We start from the raw sequence: 23,112 nt of genomic DNA on the forward strand, positions 1-23,112 counted from the left end.
CGAAGGCTCTGTCCACCCTGGCGGCCCGCTCAGGAGCCCCAGAAGTTCTCGCGACTGCCGAGTTGTTCGCGCTGTGGGCGACGCCCGCCTCGCTCGGACGTGTCTTCCTCGTCGTCGGCGTCGGCTCCGTCTGCCCCGTCGGCGTCCGCGTCGTCGTCATCCTCGTCGCTCTCATCCTCGGGCTCGAGGGGCAGTCGCTCGAGGACATCTGCGCGTGCGTGATTGCTGTGGACGCGGGTGATTTCGGCTTTGACCCGGGCCTCCGGCAGGACGCCGTCGATCATGACGATGAAGCCGTCTTCGGTTCGCCCGACGCCGGCGCCGCTTTCGTGCATGTCGACGACGTCGACGACCACTTCCTCGCCGGATTTGACCGGCTGGGTCTTGAGGTCCTGGATCGGCTGGTTGTAGTGGTTACACCACTCTTTGCCGCCGCGGTCGCCGTAGTGCGTACACCCCATTCCGCTGATTCGCTCGGTAAAGCTGGGGCAGTCGTCTGCGAGTGGACAGTCCGCCATGGACCCTAGTACCTGTGGTATCGTTAAACCGCTTCCGGAACCGGCTTCCAGAATCGAGACAAACGCCGGGTAAACCCACCGCAGACGCGTCCGGACGCGTGATACTCTCGATCGGTGAGAGATGGTCGCGAGTCCAGGCGAACCCGAATCAACTGAACGTCCGCGACGCGCGGTTTCGAAAACGTTTACGCCCGGGGGAGCGCAATCAACGATGATGAAGGTACTCGTACCGGTCAAGGAGGTTGCGACCGTCGAAGACGAGTTCGAAATCGACGGCACGACCATCGACGAGCGGTATCTCGGCGCCGATCTCAACGAGTGGGACGACTACGCCATCGAAGAGGCCGTCCAGCTCGAGGAAGACGGCGTCGTCGACGAGGTCGTCACCGTCACCATCGGTGACGAGGAGACCGAACAGACCATCCGCCAGGCGCTCGCGAAGGGCGCCGACCGCGCCATCCGCGTCTGGGACGACGCCCTCGAGGACGTCGACCTCCTCGACGTCGGTGCGAAAGTCGCTATCCTCGAGGCGGTCGTCGAAGCCGAGGACCCTGACCTCGTCCTGACGGGCGTCCAGTCAGGCGACGACAGCTTCGGTGCGACGGGCGTCGCCCTCGCGGAAGCCGTCGGCTACCAGTGGGGCGCCGTCGTCAACCAATTGGATCTGGAAGCCGGAGACGAGACCGCGTCGGTCCACCGCGAACTCGAGGGCGGGATCGAGGAGCTAACCGAGATCGACGTCCCCGCCGTGCTCACGATCCAGACGGGGATCAACGAGCCCCGCTACGCCAGCCTCCGGGGCATCCGGATGGCCCAGCGCAAGGAGCTCGACCATCAGACGCTCGCCGACCTGGGCGTCGAGGCCGACGCCGTCGCGGGTGACCTCCGACTGACCGCGATGTACGAACCCGAGAGCGAGAGCGACACCACCGTCTTCGAGGGTGGCGCCGACGAGACGGCCGCGCAACTCGCTGATCTCCTGCGGGAGAAGGGGGTGGCCCAATGAGCGCCGACGTGCTGGCCGTCGCCGAGCACCGCCAGGGCGAGCTCCGGGACGTCAGCCGTGAGGTCGTCACCGCGGGTGCCGAACTCGCCGGCGAAACCGGCGGCGACCTCCACATGGCCGTTGTCGGCGGCGACGTCGAGACCTTCGCCGACGCGCTGAATCTGGAAGGCGTCGACACCGTCCACACCGTCGCCTACGGCGACGAATTCAACCACGACGTCTACACGCAGGCGATCACCCAGCTGGCGGGCGAGCTCGAGCCCGCCTACCTGGTGATGCCCAACAGCGTCAACGGGCTGGACTACGCCCCTGCGGTCGCCACGCGCCTCGAGATTCCGCTCGTCACCGACGCCGTCGGCCTCGCGACCGAGGGCGACACCCTCGTCGGCACGCGCGAGATGTACGGCGGCAAGGTCGAGACGACCACCGAGGTCGACGCCGACCAGGTAGCCGTTACGATCCGTGGCGCCGAGTGGGAACCCACCGAAGCCGCGGGCGACGCCACCGTCGAGGCCTTCGAGGCCGACATCGACGAGGACGCCATCGGCTCCTCGGTGACGGGATTCGAGGAGGTTGCCGGCGGCGACGTCGACATCAGCGAGGCCGACCTCCTGGTCTCCATCGGCCGCGGCATCGAGGAAGAGGAGAACCTGGACCTGATTCGCGAGCTGGTCGAGGCGCTCGACGCGACGCTCTCGTCGTCGCGACCGATCGTCGACGCGGGCTGGCTCCCGGCCAACCGCCAGGTCGGCCAATCCGGCAAGGTCGTCACGCCCGACGTCTACATCGCCATCGGCATCTCCGGCGCCGTCCAGCACGTCGCCGGGATGAAAGGCTCCGAGACGATCGTCGCGATCAACACAGACCCGAACGCGCCGATCATGGACATCGCCGATTACGCGATCCACGACGACCTCTTCGACGTGGTGCCGGCGCTGATCGAGCAGTTCTCCTGAACACCCGCGCGAGCGGTACGCGGTGCGGAACGCGAGCACGGTTTTTGGTCCAGATTTTTCGAGGAGTGGTGAGCAGGGCGCGGTTCGGAGCGATCGTAGAGAGTGAGAACCGCGATCGCGAACGGCACCGCCGTGAGCGAACCCGACGAGAAAAAGGTGGTTCTGGCGTCGTGCCGGCACTGATCGAGTCCTGAGTACCCGCGCGAGCGACGCGGTTGGATCGAGGGCGATTTTCGGCTGGCCCCAAACTATACATTCTATAGTATTATCTCGGTCGCGGCTCGGCTTCACCTCGAGCGAGTCCGAATATTACACCGATGGCAGGGCTTTTCCCCGTTCGAGACGTGGGGGAGAGGTAATGTCTACTGCAGTGCTCGAGCGGCGGTGGTGTCGATGACGACCGATCTGACCGAAATCACGGTCGTCGGAGACGACGACACCGGGCTAATCGCCAACGTCACGACACTCCTGTTCGAGCGTGGGTGCAACATCGAGGACCTCGACCAGGCGGTTCGCGACGGCGTCTTCCGGATGAACCTCGCCATCGACACGTCGGGGATGGTCTGCACGGAGGCCAAACTGCGCGCCGACCTCGAGGATCTGGGCGACGACCTGGGACTGGACGTCCAGGTCCGGTTCCCGACCGACCGCGACAGCCAGCAGATCGCCGTCCTGGTCACGAAGGAGAGCCACTGCCTCGAGGCGCTGTTCGAAGCCTGGGCCAACGACCGCCTGGGCGCCGACATCGGCGTCGTGATCGGCAACCACGACACCCTCGAGCCTCTTGCCGACCACTACGACGTGCCGTTCCACAACGTCGGGACGGAGAACGGCCAGCAGGACGAAGACAGGTTGCTCGAGTTGCTCGCCGAGTACGACGCCGACCTGATCGTCCTCGCCCGGTACATGCGGATCCTGAGTCCGAACGTCGTGTTCCGCTACGAGGATCGCATCATCAACGTCCACCCCTCCCTGCTGCCGTCGTTCCCTGGCGCCGAGGCCTACCGGCAGGCCATCGAGGAGGGCGTCCGTGTCGCCGGCGTCACCGCCCACTACGTCACGACGGATCTCGACCAGGGGCCAATCATCACCCAGCGGGCCTTCGACGTCCCCGACGATGCCGACCTCGCGGAGATGAAAGCCCGCGGACAGCCACTCGAGGCCGAGGCGCTGCTCGAGGCCGTCCAGCTCCACCTGAACGGCGACGTCTCGGTCCACCGCGGCCGGACGACGGTGCGGGAAAACGGCGACGCCTATCAGCTCGGATTGCCCCGGGAACTCGAGGACGTGACCCCCGACCGGCCGATCGACGGAATCACGAGCGCACTCGACGACTGAGATTACGGCGAGTCGCGTTCGATTTTTTCGTTGCTCGTTCACTCGTTCACTCACTCGAGCGACTGCCACGTTCGGCCATCATCCGGGCCGCTTTGGCAGCCCAGTCGCGCTCGAGGTACGCCCAGGAGACGACGCACAACGCCCAGAGGTAGTACAGGAAGACGCCGGTCGCGACGCCGAGGACGCCCCAGTCGAGTGAGATGGCGGCGACGTAGGAGAAACAGAGGTAGAACAGGAACAGGCCGCTCGAGCGCGCCAACAGGGGGTAGATCGTCTCGCTGGCGCCCTGGAGCGCACCCGCGATGGCGACGTAGACGACGAGGAACGGCGCGCTGAGGCCGTATGCTCGAGCGAAGGTGACGGCGTGGCTCGCCGTTTCCGGGTCGTCGGTGAAGATCCGGACGAACTGGGGCGCGAAGACCGCGAGGAACAGCCCGATGACGCCGACCGTCGCCAGTCCCAGGCCGGCGATCGCCCAACCGTCATAGCGGGCCGTGTCCGGATCGCCCTCCCCGAGGTGCTGGCCGACGACGATGCTCGCGGCGACGTGATACCCCCGGGAGAGGGGACTCGAGATCTGCTGGTAGACCCGACGGCCGATCTGATAGGCGGCGTTGGCCTCCGTGCTGATCAGCAGCAGGATCGAGTTGAACGGGAACTCGATGGCAGTCGCGATCAGGCCCTCGGCGATGCGCGGTGCGCTCACTGCAAGCAGTTGCTTCGCGATGATCCAGTCGGTGGGTCTGACGAGCGAACTCTCCCGCCAGGGGCCGGCGAGTATCCCTAGCAGCGCGAGCGCCGTGAACACGTTGGCGCCAGCCGTCGCGAGGCCGACACCGACGACCTCGAGGCGCGGGGCGCCGAACAAGCCGAGCCCCAGCACGACCGATCCCGTCACGTTGAGGACGTTGGCGAGGACGTTGACGACCATCGGCGAGATCGTGTCGCCGGTCCCCTGGAGGGCTCTCGCGGCGATGATGCCGACGTGGCGGGCGGGCGCCGTGGCCATGATGATCGCGAGGTACACCGATCCGTACGTCACGACCGCCGATTCGGCGCCGAGGACCGCGATCGCGTACTCGCTGAGGAGGACGCCGAAGAGCACGAAGGGGACGCCGGCGACGGCTCCGAGGAGGATCGCCTGGGTGATCGCCTCGTCGCGAGTGTCGGTCGCGCCGCTGCCGGTGTCCTGGCTCGAGAGCGCGATGGCGCCGCCGCCGAGGCCGAGGCCGATCCTGAGCGGCAGGCGCGCGTAGAGGTCCGCGAGGCCGATGGCAGCGATGGCGGCCGGCGAAAAGAGGCCGGTCACGACGATGTCGACGGTCCGCATCAGGGTCCGCGTCGTCTGCTCGGCCATAATCGGCCACGCGAGTGCGAGGACGCGTTTCCAGACCGAGAGCACTCGCTCCCGTTCCGTCGACTCGGAACCGGCGCTCGCACCCATACGGCCGAACCGTTCTCGGGGGCGTTTATTCCTCCGAAAGGAGCAAGCTGCTCGAGGATTAGTTCGCCGGGTAAATGTGGAAATAAGGCCCGTCTGACGTGTCACCGAGGAACGAACGACAACCGTCTGCTACCCGTCAGACGCCAGTTTCACCTCGCTTCCGTCTATCGATTACACTTTCGCTCCGGCTGCATGAGATTTATATATCTCCGGTCCTCCTATACAGTCGCACGTCACACGCCGTGCATACCCTGTATTCCCTGTCGTGCTGTCGCTTCTGACAGCACGTTTTCCACACGAGGCCAGCGGCGCTGTTGTCTCCGACCGAATCGACGAACAGCTGGGCCGTCGCCAACAGCAATCCTTTACAATACTTGCCCGATACTCGCAGGTATGCTCGAGCTTGCCGACGTCCTCGAGGCCCGCGAACGGGTTCGAGAGACCTCGCGTCACACCCCGCTGACGTACTCACACACCTACTCCGACATGACCGGCGCGGCGGTCCACCTGAAACTCGAGAACTTCCAGCGGACCGGCGCGTTCAAGATCCGTGGGGCGACCAACCGCATTCAGACGCTCTCGCCCGAAGAGCAGGCCGCCGGCGTCGTCACGGCCAGCGCGGGAAACCACGCCCAGGGCGTCGCGCTCGCGGCCACCCGCGCCGGAGTTGATTCGAAGATCGTCATGCCCGAGCAGGCTCCGATCGCGAAGGTCAAGGCGACCCGGAGCTACGGCGCCGAGGTCGTCCTCGCAGGGGCCAACTACGACGCGGCCGCCGAACGTGCCCACGAGATCGAGCGCGAGGAGGGCCGAACTTACGTCCACGCCTTCGACGACGAGTACGTGATGGCCGGCCAGGGGACGATCGGCCTCGAGATCCTCGAGGACTGCCCCGACGTCGAGACCGTGGTCGTCCCCATCGGCGGCGGCGGCCTCATCGCTGGCATCTCGACGGCCATCAAGGCGAAACGACCCGACGTTCGCGTCGTCGGCGTCCAGTCGACGGGCGCCTCGAGCGTCGCGGCGTCCCTCGAGAAGGGGTCGGTCGTCACCATCGACGGGGTCGACACGATCGCCGACGGGATCGCGACCCGGAGCGTCGGCGAGAAGACGTTCTCGGTCATCCGCGAGCGCGTCGACGAGGTCGTCACCGTCACCGACGAACAGATCGCGATGGCCGTCGCCCACCTCCTCGAGCGTTCGAAGACCGTCGTCGAGGGTGCGGGCGCCGTCCCGCTCGCGGCGATCCTCTTCGAGGCGTTCGACTACGACGACGGCGAGGTGATCGTTCCACTCCTCTCGGGGGGCAACATCGACCTCAACATGCTCACCACGGTGATCGTCCGGGGCCTGATCGAAACCGGCCGCTACCTGAAGATCCAGACCGTGCTCAAAGACCAGCCGGGAGCGCTCGAGGAACTCCTGGCGATCATCTCGGGCCATCGGGCGAACATCTACGCGATCCAGCACGATCGAACGTCGAGGGACATCAAGATGAGCGACACCGAAGTCGAGATCGACCTCGAGACGCGGGGCCACGACCACGTTGCGGAGTTGCTCGAGGCCATCGAGGATCACGGGTACGCGGTCGAAGTCCTGGTGTAGTCCCGAGAATCGAGCGTCGTCCGAGGAGGAAGTCGAAGCCGTTCCGAACCCTATTTAGTGTCTCCGAACGTGAACGTTCCCTCGGTGTCGGGCCCCGAGTCGTCTGCAGTTTCGCGCTCATCCTCGACGTTCTCGAGGGCTTCGTCTTTGTCTTCGTCTCCGTCTCCACCCACCTGCACGGATTCGTCACCAGCCGAGTCGTGGGGCGATTCCGTTGCCGACGCGTCGTCGAACTCGAGCGGCTCGTCCGACGCCGTCGACGCGTGGGCTGTATCGGAGTCCGGAAGGGCCCCAGCCCCAGAGCCGTCGATCCCGACGCCCGCACCATCCGTCTCGAAGCGCTCGAGGGCGGCACTCAACTGGCTCGCCTGGTCAGTGAGCGAACTCGCGGAGGTCGTCACTTCGGAAATCGCGGAGGTCTGTTCCTCGGCTGCGGCGGCGACGTGCTGTGACTCGTTCGAGGTCGCCTGGGAGATCTCGGTTGCGTTCGAGACCATCGCCACGGCCTCCTGGGTCGAGGCCGCCTGTTCCTCAGTCGCCGCCGAGATCTCCTGGACGCCGTCGTTCGTCCGCTGGGCGAACTCGGCGATCTCGTCGAGTGCCGTCACCGCGTTCTCGATCGACTCGCTGTGCTCGTCGATGCGCGTCGCCGTACCCTCGATCTGGGCAGCCGTCTCGTGGGTTTGAGAACTGATCGACTCGATGCGCTCCTCGATGTCCTCGGCCGTCTCCTTGGCGTCGGCGGCCAGTTCCTTGACCTGCGCGGCGACGACCGCGAACCCGCCGTCTTCGTCGCCGCCAGTTCCGCCGCGGGAGGCCTCGATGTTCGCGTTGAGCGCCAGCATGTTCGTCTCCCTGGCGATGTCAGAGATGAACTCGACCAGGTGGTCGATCTGGGCCATCTCCGCCTCGAGGGCGTCGATCGCCTCGACAGCCTCCTCGGACTCCGCCTCGATCTCGTCCATGCCATCTTTGGCCGCCTGAGCGGCCTGCTTCCCGCGGCGGCCGGTTTCCGCCGTCCGCGCCGCGATGTCGGCGACCTCGTTCGAGGAGGCCGCGATCTCCTCGGTCGTCGTCGAGAGGCCCTCCATCTCCCCGGAGACGGCCTGCAGTTCCTCGTGCTGTCTGTCCGCACCGTCCGAAATCGCCTGGATCGACTGCGTGACCTGCTCACTCGCGGAGCGCACCTCCTCGCTCGAGGCCGTGACCTGCTCACTCGCGGTGGCGACCTCGTGGGCGAATCGCTTGACACCGTCGGTCGTCTCCTCGAGTTCCTCGAGCATTGCATTGAACGAGTGAGCGATGTCGGTCATCGCCTCGCTCCGGCTCTCGGGATCGAGTCGTCGGGTGAGGTCGCCGTCGGCGGCCTCCTCCATCACGACGCGGTACTCGTCGGCTTTCGTCTCGAGGTGACGGGCCATCGCCTCGGATTCGGCGCGGGCTTTCTCGGCGTCCGTCCGCGCCCGCTCGGCCTCACGAATCTGCTCGCGAAGCGACGTTCGCATGCTGTCGAACGCCACGAACAGCTGTCCGATCTCGTCGACGCGGTTCGTCTCGAGGTCGACCTCGAGGTCCCCGCGTTCCATGTCCGCCGCTCGATCCCGGAGGCGCCCGAGCGGGGCGACCGTCTGCCGCCCGAGGACGACTGCGACGAGCCCCAGCGCGAGCAGGCTCACCAGGAGCATCGCGAGGACGTTCTGGCCCACGTCCGTTGCCACGCCGTAGGCCGCGTCGGTGGGCACGCTCGAGACGGCGACCCACTGAGTGTCGGCGACGGGGACGTACGCGCGGACGTAGTCGCCCTCGTTCTCGACCGTCATCCGTCCGCCGAGGGCCGCTTCGACGGCTTCCCCGTCGAGGTCGTCGCCGTCGAACGCGAGCGATCCCGGCGCCAGCACCCCGTTTCGGTCGCCGTCGACGATCATCGTCGTCGACGCCGCGCCGGGCTGGTCGAGCTGGTTGACGCGGTACTCGAGGGTGCCGATCAGCACCACCACGCGATCGTCGTCGCCAGCGACCGGGCTGGCGAAGGCCATCACCTGATCGCCCAGAGCCTCTGACTCGTAGGCCTCCTCGGTGTTCCAGACCGCTTCCTCGTTGCCGAGTTCGCTCGCAAAGTCGGCGTCCGTCCAGGGCTCCGAGACCGACTCGAGGGAGACGTCCCGGTACTGGGAACTCGTGCTGGTCTCGATCGTTCCCGTCTCGGCGTTCACGACGTGGATCGCCCGGACGTCGACGGAGAGGCGCGCCTGCGATTCGACGATCGCCCCCTGCACTTCCTGCACGTCCTCGGAACGCAGGGTCTCGTCGGTCGAACTCGTTCGCGTCTGGACGCGCATCGACTCGACCCAGTCGCCGATCCCCTCCGCCTGCAACTCGGCCGTCGAGGCGAGCTGGTCGGTCGCGTCGTCGCGAACCGTTCGGTCGATCTCCGTGTAGCTGACCGCGCCGACGGCGCCGATCACGAGCGTCACGGCGAGAATCGAGATGACGAATTTGAGCAGGTACCGCCGGCGAATCGGGCCCGGAACGAGTCGCGAGAGACGGCTCATTCGAGACTCACCTCGTCCAGACTGGCGATGCCGCCGTCGGCACTTTCGTCGAACTCCCAGTACTCGAACGTCGCGTCCACCGTATCACCGTTCGTATCGAAGACCACGGAACTCGAGGCCCCCTGGTACTCGACGGGGTCGCCGGCGGCGGCTCGCTCGAGGCCGTCCGCGAGGCTCGCGGGCGTCACGGTCGTTCCGGACTCGCTCGTGACGGCGTACATCGCGCTCCGGATGGCCGTCCCGTCGTTCTGCCCGGCGTACGCGTTTGCGAGCAACAGCGCGGCCGACGCGTCGTAGGCGTGGGCGGTGAAGATGCCCGGATCGGCGTCGTAGGCATCCGTAAAGAGGTCGGCGAACTCGTCGGCGTACGGACCCGCCGAGAGCGGGGCCGTCCCCCGGATGCCGTCGAGGGAGTGATCGACGGCCTCGTGGAGCGTCGGATCCCGCATCCCTTCGGTCACCAGCACGTCCTCCTCCCCGCCGGCGTCGTAGAAGTCCGTGAGGATGCGCGCGCCGGTCAACGGATAGCCGATGAGCACCAGCAGGTCCGGGTCGTCGGCCTGAGCGGACTCGAGTTCGTCCTCGTACGATCGGTCGTCCCCCTCGTCCTCGAGGGGTTCGAACGGCACCCGGTTCGTCACCGTTCCGTCGTGTTCCGTCTCGAACGCCTGGGTGAACGCCTGGCTCAACTGCCAGCCGTAGTCGTTGTTGACGTACAGGACCGCCGCGCTGTCGTGGCCCAGGTCGCTCGCGGCGCGTTCTGCGAGGATGACCGCCTGCAGGGAGTCCGAGAGCGCCGTCCGAAAGACCAGCCCACCGTCGTTCAGCGACGTAATTGTCGGGGTCGTACTCGCCGGCGAGCAACAGACTGTCCGGTACGGAATCAAGACCTGCTGGGTCGCCTGCAACGTGACGTCCGAAGCGGCCGGTCCGTTCACCATCGGGTACCCCGCCTCGACGAGTTCGACGGCCCGCTGGACGCCGGTCACCTGATCGGCGGCGGTGTCGACGACGCTGTAGTCGACACCCATATCGACCGCGTCGGCGACCTGATCTGCAGGCAGGATCGCCGCGTCCCGAATCGGCTTCCCCACTGCCTCGAGGTCGCCCGTCAGTGGTTGCATCACGCCGAGTTTGATCGTTCGATCCGTTTCGTCCTGGCTCTGGCCGTCGCTCGAGGGAACGAACTCGCGAACGTCGTTCAGGCAGCCGGCCAGCGCGGTCAGACTGCCGGCACCAACGGCAGCGAGCACCGCACGCCTGGGAGGTGAAGTCATACGCCTGTATTAGAGGTCATATTAATAATTGTTTATACAAACATTGGAGATATTACAGCAATTGTGAGATAACGAATGCATTTGTGAAGATATATTACAGCAGTTGTTCAGCGAAGGTTCTGCACCGAAAAAATCGCTCACTCACGGGTCGAACACTACGCCAGCGGCGTCCGCTCGACTACCTGGCCGTCGTACGTCGGATACTGCTCGACGATCTCGCCGTCGTCGACGTCACCCGCCTCGATCATCTCCTCGAGTAGCCACCAGGCGACCTCGACGTGATTCGACTTCACGGTGTAGAACTCCTCAGGGACCCCGAGCGCCTCGAATCTCGAGGGGGCGACGCGAGTCTTTCCGTAAACCAGGGTCCCGTCGTCGGTGACGTCGTCGAACTCCCGGCGGACCGTTCGGGCCATCCGCTTGAGTCGCCGCCGGTGCTGGGCCGCGTCCTTGAACACCGAGGTGCAGAAGTAGACCTTCGGGTGGTCGCCCATCACCTCGAGGATGCCGTCGCGGTCGTTGTCGACGGCGCTCATGTGGCCCTCTTTGAGTTCGAACCCTTCCGCCTGCATCCGGCGGTAGTTGCCGTGGGACATCTCGAACTCGTTGACGTTACAGAAGTCGGCGGCGCCCTCGTCCAGAAAGTCGAGGAACTCCGTCTCGGGGCGGATGCCGGGGATCTCGAACGCCGGAGTCAGTCCTTCCTCGCGAGCGACGTAGAGGATGTCCTCCCACTCGGTGCCGTGGAGGTCGCCCCACTGCTCGAGCGGCGGGTGGAACCGAATTTCGTCGAGGCCGGCCTCCGAGAGCCGTCGCATGTTCTCTCGGCCCCCCGGAATGCCGGTGTAGAGGTGGGTATGGTGGTCCTGGCCGAACTCGTCTTTCAGCAAGGAGAGGTAGTGACAGGTGCGCTCGAGGGCCTCCTGGGGTTCCCCGCCGGTGATCGAGGTGCCGAGGGCGTCCATCCGATGGGCCTCGGTGAGCACGTCCTCGTCGTCCTCGACGAGGCGCTCGTTGGCGTAGACGTCCGTGACGTTCTTGCGGTTCTCGCCGAGCGGGCAGTAAAAGCAGTCGCGCTGGTCGCAATAACCGTAGACGAACAGCACCATCTTGCCGCCTTTCGCACACTGCTCACAGCCCTTCGAGATCATTCGATAACACCGATTCGGTCTCGAGGGTCAAAAGCGGTGCGAATCGCCGCGTTCGAATCCCTGGGTGCGAATGGGTCTCGTGCGTTCTCTGCGGTCCCCGCCGATCGGCTCTGGGAAGCGAGTTGAACGAACCGACGGGAGTTTCGGCCGAAGCATATCGTGAATATATAACGGCCGAATTCGTGTCGTCGACGCATGAGGTCCGTGCGCGTTTCGCTCGGTCACGACCCGGAGGCACTCGCGCCGATTCACGCAGCCATCTGCGAATCGCCCGCCATTGACCGCGAGGTCGTCCTCGGCGGGCAAGCAGTCGACAGCGTCGAGACGATTACCTCGTTCGTGTACGGCGACGTCGACGCCTACGAGTCGGTCCTGGACGGCCTCGAGACGGTTCACGAGTACGACACGACCCCCGCCGACGACGGGTTCTTCCTGTATCTCCGTCGAGACCTCGGGCCCGAAGGGACGTCGTTGCTCGACGCGCTCTCACAGGAGACCGTCGTCGTGGTTCCGCCGATCGAAATTCGGTCCGACCGGACGATTCGAACGACTCTCGTCGGCCACTCGAGCGACCTCGCGACCGTGATCGAGGAACTCGCGGGCGGCGTCACGGTCGACGTCCGCTGGACGAGCGATTCCGTGACGGTCACCGAAACGGCGGCCTCGCAGCGACAGTTAGTAGCGCTCGAGACCGCCTGGGCGGTCGGCTACTACGAGGTCCCGCGCCGCAACGGCATCGAAGCGGTCGCCGACGAACTCGAGTGTGCCGTATCGACGTCCTCGGAACTGCTCAGGCGCGGCGAGGCGAACGTCGTTGGCCGGGTGCTCGAGACGCGCCGGTGATCGTGCGCGGCCGCTAGCGGTCGTCTCGCGCGGTGGAACCGGCGTCGATGCCCGCGTCGACACCGCCATCCGAACCGAGAGCCTTCCGACACCGTACTGTGTACCCGATCCCCGCGGCGTACGTCGCGACGACCTCGCACTCGTCGAAGACCGCCCGGAGCGATTCGTCGACGTCGCCGTCGGGATTCCAGTTCGCGTACCAGCGAAGGAACCACCGGAGGAACGGATTCGCGACCCGTGCGGGTCCCGCTGGGACGGCACCGAGGTCGAACACGACGAAGGACCCGCCGGAAACGAGGTGTCGGTACACGTTCTCCACCGCCCGGCGCACGTCGGGCATGACGCTCATCGAGAGGGTCGCGACGCCGGCGTCGAACCGCTCCTCGAGCGCGACGGTCGTCGCGTCGGCACGGTGAACCTCGACGTTTTCCCACCCGTGTCGGTCGATCCGCTCTCGAGCCTTCTCGACCATCGCTGGGCTGTAATCGACGGCGACGAGGCGTCCGTCCTCCCCAATCGCCCGTAGAATCGGCTCGAAGTTCACCCCCGGACCGCAGCCGACGTCGAGTACCCGGTTCCCCGGTCGAAGGTCCAGGTGGTCGATTGCGTGCTCGCGAATGGGCTCGAAGTCGCGCTCGCTCATCGCGTACCAGTCGCTCCAGCGATTCCATACCTTCCGACTGCGTTCCAGGTGAGCCTCGCGCTCGGCGCTCGAGACGCCACCGTCGCCGTCCGCTTCCGTCACGTCCCTCGACTCCGTCGATTCGTCGCTCATAGTCGTGGGTTCGGCCAGGTTGACCGAGTACCTGGTCACGAAATCTATCGGCTATTTATATATCATCGAGCCCGGATTCGCATCGCTCGAGCGAACACTCACGGTAATTCGAATCACTCGAGTTGACACTCACGGTAAACCTCACAGAAATTCAAGCCATTCCGCGGTGTCCGAGGCGTATGGAGGAAGTCAAACTCAGCCGCGTCGAACACGCACTCTCGGAACTCTCGTACCCGATTACGCGAGCGGACGCCGCCGTCGAATTGGAGGACGTGACGCTGTTGCTCGCCGACGGGGAGGCCAACCTCGGCTCGGTCATCGAGGAGACCCACAGCGAGGAGTACGACTCCGCAGACCAACTCGAGGACTCGCTGTACAACGCCCTGCCGATGGAGGCCGTCGGCGAGCCGTACCAGTCCGAAGGGGAGGGATAGGTCGGCTCCGCCCTGGCCCCCGTTCGACGGGCGTCTGTCGCGCTCGCGTCCACGTTGGGTGTTCGCGTTCACATCCGTCGCTCGGGTCCGCCCGTTCGCCCGCTCGTCCGATCACCCGCTCACAACCCACCGACTCGAGGCCCCCAGACCCGTCGAACCGGGGACGCTCGAGGGGAACTCGACACCCGTCGTGAGAATCGACCGAGATACAGAACCCGTGTGCATGAGTCCATCCAAAAGACTGACGTCGCCAGACGGAGGGTCGAATAGTATGACCGAACGCTCCGCGATCGTGCTCGCGGCCGGGGAGGGAAGCCGCCTCAGACCGCTGACCAAGCATCGGCCGAAACCGATGCTCCCGGCGGCGACGAAGCCGATCCTCGAGCACGTCTTCGACGCGCTGATCGACGCGGGCGTGACCGAGATCACGACCGTCGTGGGCTACCAACGAAACCGCGTCCAGTCTCACTTCGGGCCGACCTACCGTAACGTCCCGATCAGGTACGTCCAACAGGAGAAGCTGCTGGGAAGCGGCCACGCGCTCCTGGCCGCGGCGGACGCCCACCGGGACGACCAGGGGTCGACGCTCGTCGTCTACGGCGACCAGCTCGTCGACGGCGACATCGTCGCGGACGTGCTCGAGTCCCACGACGAGGACTCGGTGGCGACGCTCGGCCTGATCCCGACCGACGACGTCGGCGAGTACGGCGGCGTTCTCACGGACGACGGCGAAGTTATCGAGATCGTCGAACGACCGCTCGACGACCGCGAGTACTACCTCAACGCGGGCGTCTACGTCTTCGACGAGCGCATCTTCGAGGCGATCCGCGGGGTCGACCCGCGCGTGGGCGAACAGTCCCTCATCGACGGCATCTCGAGCCTGGTCGACGACGAGACCGCCAGCGTCCGGGGCGTCGTCTCCGACGGCCTCTGGGTCGATGCGACCTACCCGTGGGACCTGCTGACCATCGCCGAGGACCTCCTCGCCAGCGGCGGCGTCGAGAGCCAGGTGTCAGCCGACGCCTACGTCCACGAGTCCGCGACGGTGGTCGATCCCGTCGTCGTCCCCGCCGACTGCGTCGTCGGGGCGGGGTCGGTCGTGGGACCGAACGTCTGTCTCGGCGAGAACGTGACGGTCGGGTCGAACGTCTCGCTTACGCACGCCGTCGTCGACGCCGACACGCGAATCGAAGACGGGGCGACGGTTCGCGACTGCGTCACTGGCCGTGGAGCGCGAATCGGCCCCGGGTCGACCGTCGTCGGCGGGCCGAGCGACGTGCAGATCAACGACGCGGTCCACCGGGACGTCGACTTCGGCGCGCTGTTCGCCGACCACGCCCACGACGAGGGCGGATCGACGTTCGCCCCCGGCGTAATCGTCGGCGCCGACGCCTACGTCCAGGCGGGATCGACCCTCCGTGGAACGATCGAGGACGACGTGGAGGTGCGTTCCTGATGTGTGGCATCATCGGCTTCGTCGGCAACGGCGAGGGCGAGACTGACGCGCTCGACGTCCTGATGACCGGGCTCTCGGGCCTCGAGTATCGGGGGTACGACTCCGCCGGCGTCGCTCTCGGCGACACGGACCTCCGCGTCCACAAGCGCCAGGGCGAGGTGTCCTCGCTCGAGGAGACCCTGGCGGCGAACGAGCCGGGCGGCGAGTCCGTCGGCATCGGCCACACCCGCTGGAGCACCCACGGCCCGCCCTCGGACGTGAACGCCCACCCACACACCGACGCGGAGGGCCGGGTCGCCGTCGTCCACAACGGCATCATCGAGAACTACCAGTCGCTCCGGACGGAACTGCGCGAGGCCGGGGTCACGTTCCAGAGCGACACCGACACCGAGGTCGTTCCCCACCTGATCGCTCGGGGCCTCGAGGACGGTCTCGATCCCGAGACGGCGTTCCGGGCGGCCATCGAGCGTCTCGAGGGGAGTTACGCCATCGCCGCCGTCTTCGAGGGATCGGAGACGGTGTACGCGGCCCGCCACGAGTCGCCGCTCGTGCTCGGCCTGGGCGAGGACGGCCACTACCTCGCGAGCGACGTCCCGGCGTTCATCGAGTACACCGACCGCGTAATCTACCTCGACGACGGCGAGTTCGCGACGCTCACCGGCGACTCGATCCGGATCACCGATTCGGACGGCGAGGTCGTCGAGAGCAGCGTCGAGACCATCGAGTGGGACGCCGAAGACGCCGGCAAGAGCGGCTACGACCACTACATGCTCAAGGAGATCCACGAACAGCCCACCGCGATCCGAGAGTGTCTCCGCGGGCGACTCAACGAACTCACCGGCCGGATCGAACTCGAGGAACTGGCGGACATCGCCTTCGACGGCCCCGTGACGTTCGTCGCCTGCGGGACCTCATACCACGCCGCGATGTTCGGCGTCTCGCTATTGAACCGCTGGGGCGTCCCCGCCCAGGCGACCCTGGCGAGCGAATTTACGGCTGACACGATGCCACTCACGGACGACTCGCTCGTCGTCGGCGTCACCCAGAGCGGCGAGACGGCCGACACAATGCGCGCCCTCCGGGAGGCGAACCGGGTGGGCGCGACGACGCTCGCCGTGACGAACGTCGTCGGCAGTTCCGCCGCCCGCGAGACCGATCACGTCCTCTACATCCGGGCCGGCCCGGAAATCGGCGTCGCCGCCACGAAGACGTTCGCGAGCCAGCAGGCCGCCCTCACCATGGTCGCCGCCGCGCTGAGCGACCACCGTTCTCGCGAACTGATCCAGTCACTCCGATCGATCGCCGACGCCATCCAGCAAGTGCTCGACACCTCGAGCGCCCAGGAGGTCGCCCACGCATACCGCGACGCCGACGCCTACTTCTTCATCGGCCGCGGCCTCAACTACCCGGTCGCGCTCGAGGGGGCGCTGAAGCTCAAAGAGATTTCCTACGAACACGCCGAGGGCTTCGCAGCGGGCGAGTTGAAACACGGGCCCCTTGCGCTCGTCGGCCCGAATACACCCGTGTTCGCGCTCGTGACCGGTGATGGCGAGGAAGCCGAGAAGACCATCGGCAACGTCAAGGAAGTCGAGGCCCGCGGCGTACCCATCGTCGCGGTCACTGACGGTCAGTCCGACGTCGAGCGCTACGCGGATCACGTCCTCGAGATTCCGGCGCTCGAGGCCGTCGCGAGTTCGGTCGTGGCGAACGTCCAGCTCCAGCTGGTGTCGTACTGGATCGCCAACGAGCTGGGTCGATCGATCGACAAGCCCCGGCACCTGGCGAAGAGCGTCACCGTCGAGTGATCGCGGAGAACGTCACCGGTGGGTGACCGAACGGTCGCTGCCGAGAAAATTGCGAGATTTGTGGTGGTTCGTTGGTGGTGGTGGAACAGTTCCAAATCTCGCAGCCGTAGTATACAGTTATTCACATATATTACTATTGGATGAACTTTGTTCGGTTAATTTGTGAGGTCACAGACCGCCGTTCTGTATGAAAAATATCAGTTCGGCTGTAGCCGTCGCTTCGGCGATGTCCGACTCAGTCGCTGCCACGGTGGGCCGCCTCGAGAACGTCCTCCGGCGGCTCCTCGTCGCCTCTGGTAGCCGTCGAGTGGAGCAGACAGGCCGCACGCTGATCGCCGTCGACCGGGACGAGCGCCGGGTCGTGTTCGTGACACTTCGGCATGACCGCCGGACAGCGGCTGGCGAAGTTACACCCCGTCGGCGGGTATCGCGGGTCCGGAATCTCGCCCTCGAGGGTGATCCGCTCGCTCGAGCGCTGCGGATCGGGATCGGGGTCGGGAATTGCGCTCAGCAGCGCTTCCGTGTAGGGGTGTTTCGGATCGGCGAAGAGCGCGTCCACAGGCCCGGTCTCCACGAGTCGGCCGAGGTACATCACGGCGACGCGGTCGGAGACGTGGCGGATGACCGAGAGGTCGTGACTGATGAAGATCATCGAGAGATCTCGTTCGGCCTTGATCCGCTCGAGGAGGGCCAGGATCTGGCCCTGGACGCTCACGTCGAGCGCGCTGGTCGGCTCGTCCGCGATCAGGACGTCCGGATCGACCGCGAGCGCCCGAGCGACGCCCACGCGCTGTTTCTGCCCGCCGGAGAGTTCGTGGGGGTGGCGGTGACGGGTTTCGGCGTCGAGACCCACCTCCTCGAGCAGGTCGATCACGCGGTCGGTGACCGTCTCGTTAGGTGCCAGCGTCGCGTGTTTCTCGACCGCGAACCCGAGAATGCGCGCGACTCGCTGGCGCGGGTTGAGCGACGAACTGGGGTCCTGGAAGACGAACTGGATTCGCTGGCGGAGCTCCTCGTCGGGGGTCTCCGCGAGGGAGACGCCGTCGAGCAGGATGTCGCCCTCGGTCCGATCCTCGAGAGCGATACAGAGGCGCCCGAGGGTCGTCTTGCCGGAGCCGCTCTCCCCGACGAGCCCGACGGTTTCGCCCGCGCGAAGCGAGAGCGAGACGCCGTCGACGGCCTGCACCGGCGGCGATCCCTTTGGGAGCAGGCGATCGAGCAGCGAGGTCGACGTGTCGAACTCCTTTCGCACGTTCTCGATCTCGAGGATGGGGTCGCCGACGTCGGTCGTCCGTGACCCGGCCGTCTCGGATGCCTCGGCGGGCACGGGCTCGAGGACGCCGATCTCGTCGGTTCGAATGCAGGCTGCTCGCTGGACGGCGCCGTCGTCGGTCGGTGGCGGTGCGGTTCCAGCGGCGGTTTCAGCGGCGGTCTCGGAGGTCCGCGCTGGGACGCCGTCGTCTCTCTCGACCGGCTCGAGTGGCGGATCGTCCGCCTCGCAGGCCGCCGTCGCGTACGGACAGCGTGGGGCGAAGTTACAGCCACTCGGCCGGTTTCCGGGCTGGGGAACGGTCCCCTCGAGCAGTTCGGGTACGTGGTCGGTCAGCCGCGGCATCGATCGGAGCAGGCCTGCCGTGTAGGGGTGGCGGGGTTGGGTGAACACCCGCTCAGTCGGCCCCTGCTCGACCATCCGTCCGGCGTACATGACGCCCACGCGGTCGGTCGACTCCGCGACAACCCCCAGGTCGTGGGTGATGAGGACGACGCTGAGATCGCGAGAGTCCCGGAGATCCTCGAGCAACTCGAGGATCTGGGCCTCGATAGTCACGTCCAGCGCCGTCGTCGGTTCGTCGGCGATCAGCACCTCGGGATCGCAGCAGATGGCGATCGCGATGAGTACCCGCTGGCGCTGGCCTCCAGAGAGTTCGTGCGGATAGGACTCGAAGACGGCCTCGGGGTCGGGCAGGCGCACCTGCTCGAGCAGGGAGAGCGCCGTCTCCCGCGCTTCCTCGTCGGACAGTTCCCGGTGCTGGTGGAGCGTCTCGAGGAGCTGCGTGCCGACGGTCAACACCGGCGTGAGCGAGGTCATCGGGTCCTGGAAGACCATGGCGATCTCCGATCCGCGGATCGACTGCAGCGTCGAGTCGGACATCGTCGTCAGATTGGCGCCGTCAAACGTGACCGAGCCCGACGCGATCCGGCCGTTGTCCTCGAGTAGCCGCATGATCGAGTGAGCGGTGACGCTCTTGCCGGAACCGCTCTCCCCGACGATACCGAGGGTTTCCCCGCGTTCGAGGGTGAAGGTCACGTCCTCGATGGCACGAATGCCGCCCTCGTCGGTCGCGAATTCCGTCGTCAGTCCGTCGACCGATAGCAGTGGGTCACTCGTATTCGTGCTCGTGTTCGTATTCGAACTCATGCTCAGAACCTCCGTTCAGCGTTTTCGTGCGGATCGAGCGCGTCACGAAGCCCGTCGCCGACCAGGTTGAAGCCCAGTACGGTGACGAAGACGGCGACTCCCGGAAACACCGAAATCCAGGGGGCATTGCTCATGTAGCTACTCCCGTCAGCGACCATCTGCCCCCACGAGGCCTGGGGCGGCTGGACGCCGAGACCGAGAAACGAGAGGGAGGCTTCCGCGATGATGGCGAACGCCATCAGCAGGGAGGCCTGGACCAGCAGCGGCGAGAGGCAGTTCGGTAACACCTCCCGGAAGACGATGTGACGCCTCGAGTAGCCGAGGGCCTCGGCGGCCTCGACGTACTCCTCCTCGGTGACCGAGAGGGCGCTGCTGCGGGCGATGCGGGCGAACTGCGGGATGTAGACGATTCCCAGCGCGATGATGACGTTCTGGAGGCTGAACCCGAGCGCGGCGACGACGCCGATCGCGAGGATGAGCGCGGGGAACCCGAGCAGCACGTCCACCCCGCGCATGATGACTGTCTCCGTGTACCCTTTCGCGTAGCCGGCGAGTACGCCGAGCAGCGAGCCGATCACGGCGGCGACCGAGACCGCCGTGAGCGCGACCTGCACCGACACCTTCGCGCCGTAGATCGTTCGCGACAGGACGTCGCGACCCAGTTCGTCGGTCCCGAACGGGTGGTCCGCACTCGGTCCCTCGAGCGGGGTGAACGCGGGGTCGTTCGGGTCGTGGTGAACGGTTTCGATGATCGCTCCGCCGAAGAACTGCTCGTCGACGAACGCGAGCACGCCGACGACGACGATCACCGACACGACCGCGAGGCCGGCCACCGCCAGTTTGTGCGCCGCGAAACTCCGAACGAACCGGCGGAATCGATCCCGACGGGCGCTCGAGACGACGCTCATTGGCCGCTCACCCGCGGATCGAGGTAGCCGTACGTGAGGTCGACGAGCAGGTTGATCGCGACGAACAGGGTGGCGACGACGAGGACGGCCCCCTGCACCGCCGGGTAGTCCTGCTGGAGGACGGCGAACCAGATCAGCCGTCCCATGCCGGGCCAGGCGAACACCTGCTCGACGACGACGGTGGCCGAGAGGAGGTAGCCGAACTGCAACCCGGCGACGGTGATGACGGGCAACAGCGCCCCCTTCAGGACGTGGGCGGTCATGATCCGGCGCGTCGAGAGTCCCTTCGCCTTCGCCATCCGCACGCTATCGGAGCGCAGGTTCTCGAGGACGGCCGAGCGCGTCTGGCGCGTCAGCAGGGCGGCGTAGGCGGTTCCGACCGTCACCGCCGGCAGGAAGACGCTCTCGAGTGCACCGACGGGGTCGTCCATCGGCGAGACGTAGTTCCCCGCCGGAAAGAGTTCGATCGACGTCGCGAAGAAGAGGATGAGGAGCAGACCGAGCCAGAAGTTCGGGATCGAGATACCCGAGAGCGCCCCGAGCGTGACCGCGAAATCGGTCTTCGATCCCTTGCGGACTGCACTCAGCATGCCGGCGGGGATTGCGATGAGTATGGCGACGACCATCGAAGAGACGGCGAGGAACAGCGTCGCTGGCAGACGGCTCACGATCAGGTCCGAGACGGCCCGGCCCTGGACGAGCGAGCGGCCGAAGTCGCCCTGGAGCACGTTCGAGAGCCACGAGAAGTACTGAATGTACAGCGGCTGGTCCAGTCCGTGGGCAGCGCGGACCGCCTCGATGTTCTCATCGGTCGCCTGGATGCCGAGCATGTTGACGACCGGATCGCCGGGTGCCGCGTGGACGATCAGGAACACGACTGCGGAGACTCCGGCCAGCACGGGGACCGTCTGGAGCGTCCGCACCGCGACGTAGCGAAGGAAGTTCATCGAGCGATCAGGCCACCTCCGGCGGTGTGAGGCGTAAAATCATGGGTAGGTCGTTTTCACGGGCTCGCTTAAGTGTTGTGTCGAGTTCGTGGGAATCCAGGGTTACCTGAAATTCGTTCATTATTTCGATTGTGGGTTGGATTCTGTTGGTCGGACTCTGGTCGGGCGCATGTGAGCGACCCCGCGGGCCGGAAAGGGGCTCGCCCCTCGGGTCGGGAACCGCTCGAACCTCGAACCGAGATGGGTCAGGCTTCCATCGCCGCATCGGCGACGTCGAGGGCCACGTCGATCGCTGCAATCGCCTCGTCGATCTCTTCTCGGGTGATCGTCAGCGGCGGCGCGACGATGAGCGTGTTGATCATGTTGGCGACGTAAGTCCCGTGCTCGAGCGCGCGGGCGGCGACCTCGTCGACAACGGTCGCTCCCTTCGAGAGTTTGTCCTCGCGCGTCCCGAAAGGAGCCCGCTCGTCGGTCCGCTTCGTGAGTTCGATCCCGTGGAACAGCCCGGTTCCGCGGACGTCGCCGACGCTCGGGTGGTCGACTTCGAGCGAGGCGATTCGGTCGCCCAGGTACGAGCCGACCTCGTCCGCCCGCTCGATCAACCCCTCGGACTCGTAGGTCTCGACGGCCGCCAGCCCCGCCGCGCAGGCGACCGGGTGCCCCGCGTAGGTGTGGCCGTGAGTGAACATGTTGTCCTCGAAGTGGGCAGCGACCTCGTCGGTGACGACGGTCGCCGCGAGGGGCTGGTAGGCACCCGTGAGCCCCTTCGCCATCGTCATGATGTCGGGAGTCACGCCGAAGAGGTCGCTGCCGAACCACTCGCCGGTCCGACCGAACCCGGTCATCACCTCGTCGCAGACGAGCAACGCGCCGTGGTCGTGGGCGATTTCCTTGAGCCGCGGGAGGTACTCCTCCGGCGGGACCAGGATGCCGTTCGACCCGACGACCGGTTCGACCAGCACCGCCGCGACGGTGTCGCCCTCGAGCATCAGCATCTCGTCGATGTACTCGAGGCTCTCCATGGGGTCGAGCGTCGACCCGTAGGCGTAGGGGTCGGGCGCCTTGATCGCGCCCGGAATACCGGGTTCAGCGGCGAGTCGGCGAGGGTCACCGGTGACGCTGATCGACCCCGCGGTCGCGCCGTGATACGAGCGGTACCGGGAGACGATCTTGTCCTTGCCCGTGTAGAACTTCGCGATCTTGATCGCGGCCTCGACGGCTTCGGTGCCGCTGGTCGAGAAGAACGTCTTCGAGAGGTTTCCCGGCGTCACCTCGGCGAGTTTCTTCCCGAGTTCGGCCCGCGCCTCGGTGGCGAACCCCGGCGCGAAGTACGCCCCCGCTCGAGCCTGGTCGGCGATAGCTTCCTCGACCGCCGAGGCCGAGTGGCCGAGATTCGAACACATGAGTTGCCCGGAGAAGTCGACGTACTCGTTCCCGTCGGCGTCGGTGAACCGGGCGCCGTCGCCACCGACGATCTGCGTCGGCGAGACCTCGCTCTGGTAGGCCCACGTCCCGAAGACGTACTCCCTGTCCATCGCCTCGACGGCGTTCAGCCCGTCGCTCGAGTTATCCGTTACCATGTCCCTACCACGGCTATCGGACTCTGTTGATTAATATTTATCCCTTAATCAGATTTCTCGGACAAAATTCTACATTTCAGAGTTACACAGCATTCAGT

18 protein-coding genes are annotated in these 23,112 nt (G+C 66.1%); 8 read left to right on the plus strand and 10 right to left on the minus strand.

The features are described from left to right. Window positions 1–29: 29 nt before the first annotated feature. On the minus strand, window positions 30–518 hold the full coding sequence (locus ACFQO4_RS06215) for a TRAM domain-containing protein (protein ID WP_500260067.1): 489 nt from the start codon (window positions 516–518) through the stop codon (window positions 30–32). A 214-nt stretch (window positions 519–732) separates the two neighbouring features. On the opposite strand from ACFQO4_RS06215, the gene ACFQO4_RS06220 reads away from it, so the two are divergent. From ACFQO4_RS06220 to ACFQO4_RS06230, 3 genes are all read left to right on the plus strand, one after another. Then, the gene (locus ACFQO4_RS06220; RefSeq protein ID WP_500260068.1) at window positions 733–1,524 is read left to right on the plus strand and encodes an electron transfer flavoprotein subunit beta/FixA family protein; all 792 of its coding nucleotides are present in this window, start codon (window positions 733–735) and stop codon (window positions 1,522–1,524) included. Further along, window positions 1,521–2,480, plus strand: coding sequence for an electron transfer flavoprotein subunit alpha/FixB family protein (locus ACFQO4_RS06225; protein ID WP_500260069.1), 960 nt, complete (start codon window positions 1,521–1,523; stop codon window positions 2,478–2,480). Before ACFQO4_RS06220 ends, ACFQO4_RS06225 begins: the two co-directional genes overlap by 4 nt. A gap of 393 nt (window positions 2,481–2,873) precedes the next feature. Then, on the plus strand, window positions 2,874–3,818 hold the full coding sequence (locus ACFQO4_RS06230) for a formyltetrahydrofolate deformylase (RefSeq protein ID WP_500260070.1): 945 nt from the start codon (window positions 2,874–2,876) through the stop codon (window positions 3,816–3,818). A gap of 46 nt (window positions 3,819–3,864) precedes the next feature. On the opposite strand, the gene ACFQO4_RS06235 is transcribed toward ACFQO4_RS06230, so the two are convergent. Continuing rightward, window positions 3,865–5,262, minus strand: coding sequence for an MATE family efflux transporter (locus ACFQO4_RS06235; protein WP_500260071.1), 1,398 nt, complete (start codon window positions 5,260–5,262; stop codon window positions 3,865–3,867). A 393-nt stretch (window positions 5,263–5,655) separates the two neighbouring features. Between ACFQO4_RS06235 and ilvA the strand changes: the two genes are divergently transcribed. After that, a complete protein-coding gene (gene ilvA, locus ACFQO4_RS06240; protein WP_500260072.1) occupies window positions 5,656–6,867 on the plus strand; it encodes a threonine ammonia-lyase in 1,212 nt (403 codons plus the stop codon). Window positions 6,868–6,917: 50 nt separating this feature from the next. On the opposite strand, the gene ACFQO4_RS06245 is transcribed toward ilvA, so the two are convergent. From ACFQO4_RS06245 to ACFQO4_RS06255, 3 genes are all read right to left on the minus strand, one after another. Beyond that, entirely contained in the window at window positions 6,918–9,419 is a 2,502-nt protein-coding gene (locus ACFQO4_RS06245; protein ID WP_500260073.1) for a methyl-accepting chemotaxis protein, read from the minus strand. After that, window positions 9,416–10,696 (minus strand): ABC transporter substrate-binding protein, encoded by a 1,281-nt coding sequence (locus ACFQO4_RS06250; RefSeq protein WP_500260074.1) that lies wholly within the window; start codon window positions 10,694–10,696, stop codon window positions 9,416–9,418. Before ACFQO4_RS06250 ends, ACFQO4_RS06245 begins: the two co-directional genes overlap by 4 nt. A gap of 155 nt (window positions 10,697–10,851) precedes the next feature. Further along, window positions 10,852–11,847 carry a radical SAM protein gene (locus ACFQO4_RS06255; protein ID WP_500260075.1) on the minus strand — a complete coding sequence of 332 codons (996 nt, stop codon included), beginning with the start codon at window positions 11,845–11,847 and terminating at the stop codon, window positions 10,852–10,854. Between the two features lie 195 nt (window positions 11,848–12,042). On the opposite strand from ACFQO4_RS06255, the gene ACFQO4_RS06260 reads away from it, so the two are divergent. Beyond that, window positions 12,043–12,690 carry a helix-turn-helix domain-containing protein gene (locus ACFQO4_RS06260; RefSeq protein ID WP_500260076.1) on the plus strand — a complete coding sequence of 216 codons (648 nt, stop codon included), beginning with the start codon at window positions 12,043–12,045 and terminating at the stop codon, window positions 12,688–12,690. Window positions 12,691–12,703: 13 nt separating this feature from the next. Here ACFQO4_RS06260 and ACFQO4_RS06265 read toward each other — a convergent pair whose 3' ends face one another. Further along, a complete protein-coding gene (locus tag ACFQO4_RS06265) occupies window positions 12,704–13,465 on the minus strand; it encodes a class I SAM-dependent methyltransferase (protein ID WP_500260077.1) in 762 nt (253 codons plus the stop codon). A 179-nt stretch (window positions 13,466–13,644) separates the two neighbouring features. Here ACFQO4_RS06265 and ACFQO4_RS06270 point away from each other — a divergent pair, with 179 nt between their 5' ends. The 3 genes from ACFQO4_RS06270 to glmS all read left to right on the plus strand — a co-directional run bounded on the left by ACFQO4_RS06270 (window position 13,645) and on the right by glmS (window position 17,160). After that, window positions 13,645–13,899, plus strand: coding sequence for a DUF5789 family protein (locus ACFQO4_RS06270; RefSeq protein ID WP_500260078.1), 255 nt, complete (start codon window positions 13,645–13,647; stop codon window positions 13,897–13,899). 271 nt (window positions 13,900–14,170) lie between these two features. Further along, window positions 14,171–15,355: a sugar phosphate nucleotidyltransferase gene (locus tag ACFQO4_RS06275; RefSeq protein WP_500260079.1), complete on the plus strand. Its 1,185-nt coding sequence runs from the start codon at window positions 14,171–14,173 to the stop codon at window positions 15,353–15,355. Next, window positions 15,355–17,160 (plus strand): glutamine--fructose-6-phosphate transaminase (isomerizing), encoded by a 1,806-nt coding sequence (gene glmS, locus ACFQO4_RS06280; RefSeq protein WP_500260080.1) that lies wholly within the window; start codon window positions 15,355–15,357, stop codon window positions 17,158–17,160. Before ACFQO4_RS06275 ends, glmS begins: the two co-directional genes overlap by 1 nt. Window positions 17,161–17,395: 235 nt before the next feature. Here the strand turns inward: glmS and ACFQO4_RS06285 are convergent, their stop codons facing one another. The 4 genes from ACFQO4_RS06285 to ACFQO4_RS06300 form a co-directional block, all read right to left on the minus strand. Beyond that, entirely contained in the window at window positions 17,396–19,579 is a 2,184-nt protein-coding gene (locus ACFQO4_RS06285) for a dipeptide ABC transporter ATP-binding protein (protein WP_500260081.1), read from the minus strand. 2 nt (window positions 19,580–19,581) lie between these two features. Continuing rightward, on the minus strand, window positions 19,582–20,487 hold the full coding sequence (locus tag ACFQO4_RS06290) for an ABC transporter permease (protein WP_500260082.1): 906 nt from the start codon (window positions 20,485–20,487) through the stop codon (window positions 19,582–19,584). Beyond that, window positions 20,484–21,434: an ABC transporter permease gene (locus ACFQO4_RS06295; protein ID WP_500260083.1), complete on the minus strand. Its 951-nt coding sequence runs from the start codon at window positions 21,432–21,434 to the stop codon at window positions 20,484–20,486. Before ACFQO4_RS06295 ends, ACFQO4_RS06290 begins: the two co-directional genes overlap by 4 nt. Window positions 21,435–21,679: 245 nt before the next feature. Beyond that, window positions 21,680–23,014, minus strand: a complete 1,335-nt coding sequence (locus ACFQO4_RS06300) for an aminotransferase family protein (RefSeq protein WP_500260084.1) — start codon at window positions 23,012–23,014, stop codon at window positions 21,680–21,682. Window positions 23,015–23,112 lie beyond the last annotated feature (98 nt).

Source organism: Saliphagus sp. GCM10025334 (genome assembly GCF_042663485.1).
Classification (GTDB): Archaea; Halobacteriota; Halobacteria; order Halobacteriales; family Natrialbaceae; genus Natronosalvus.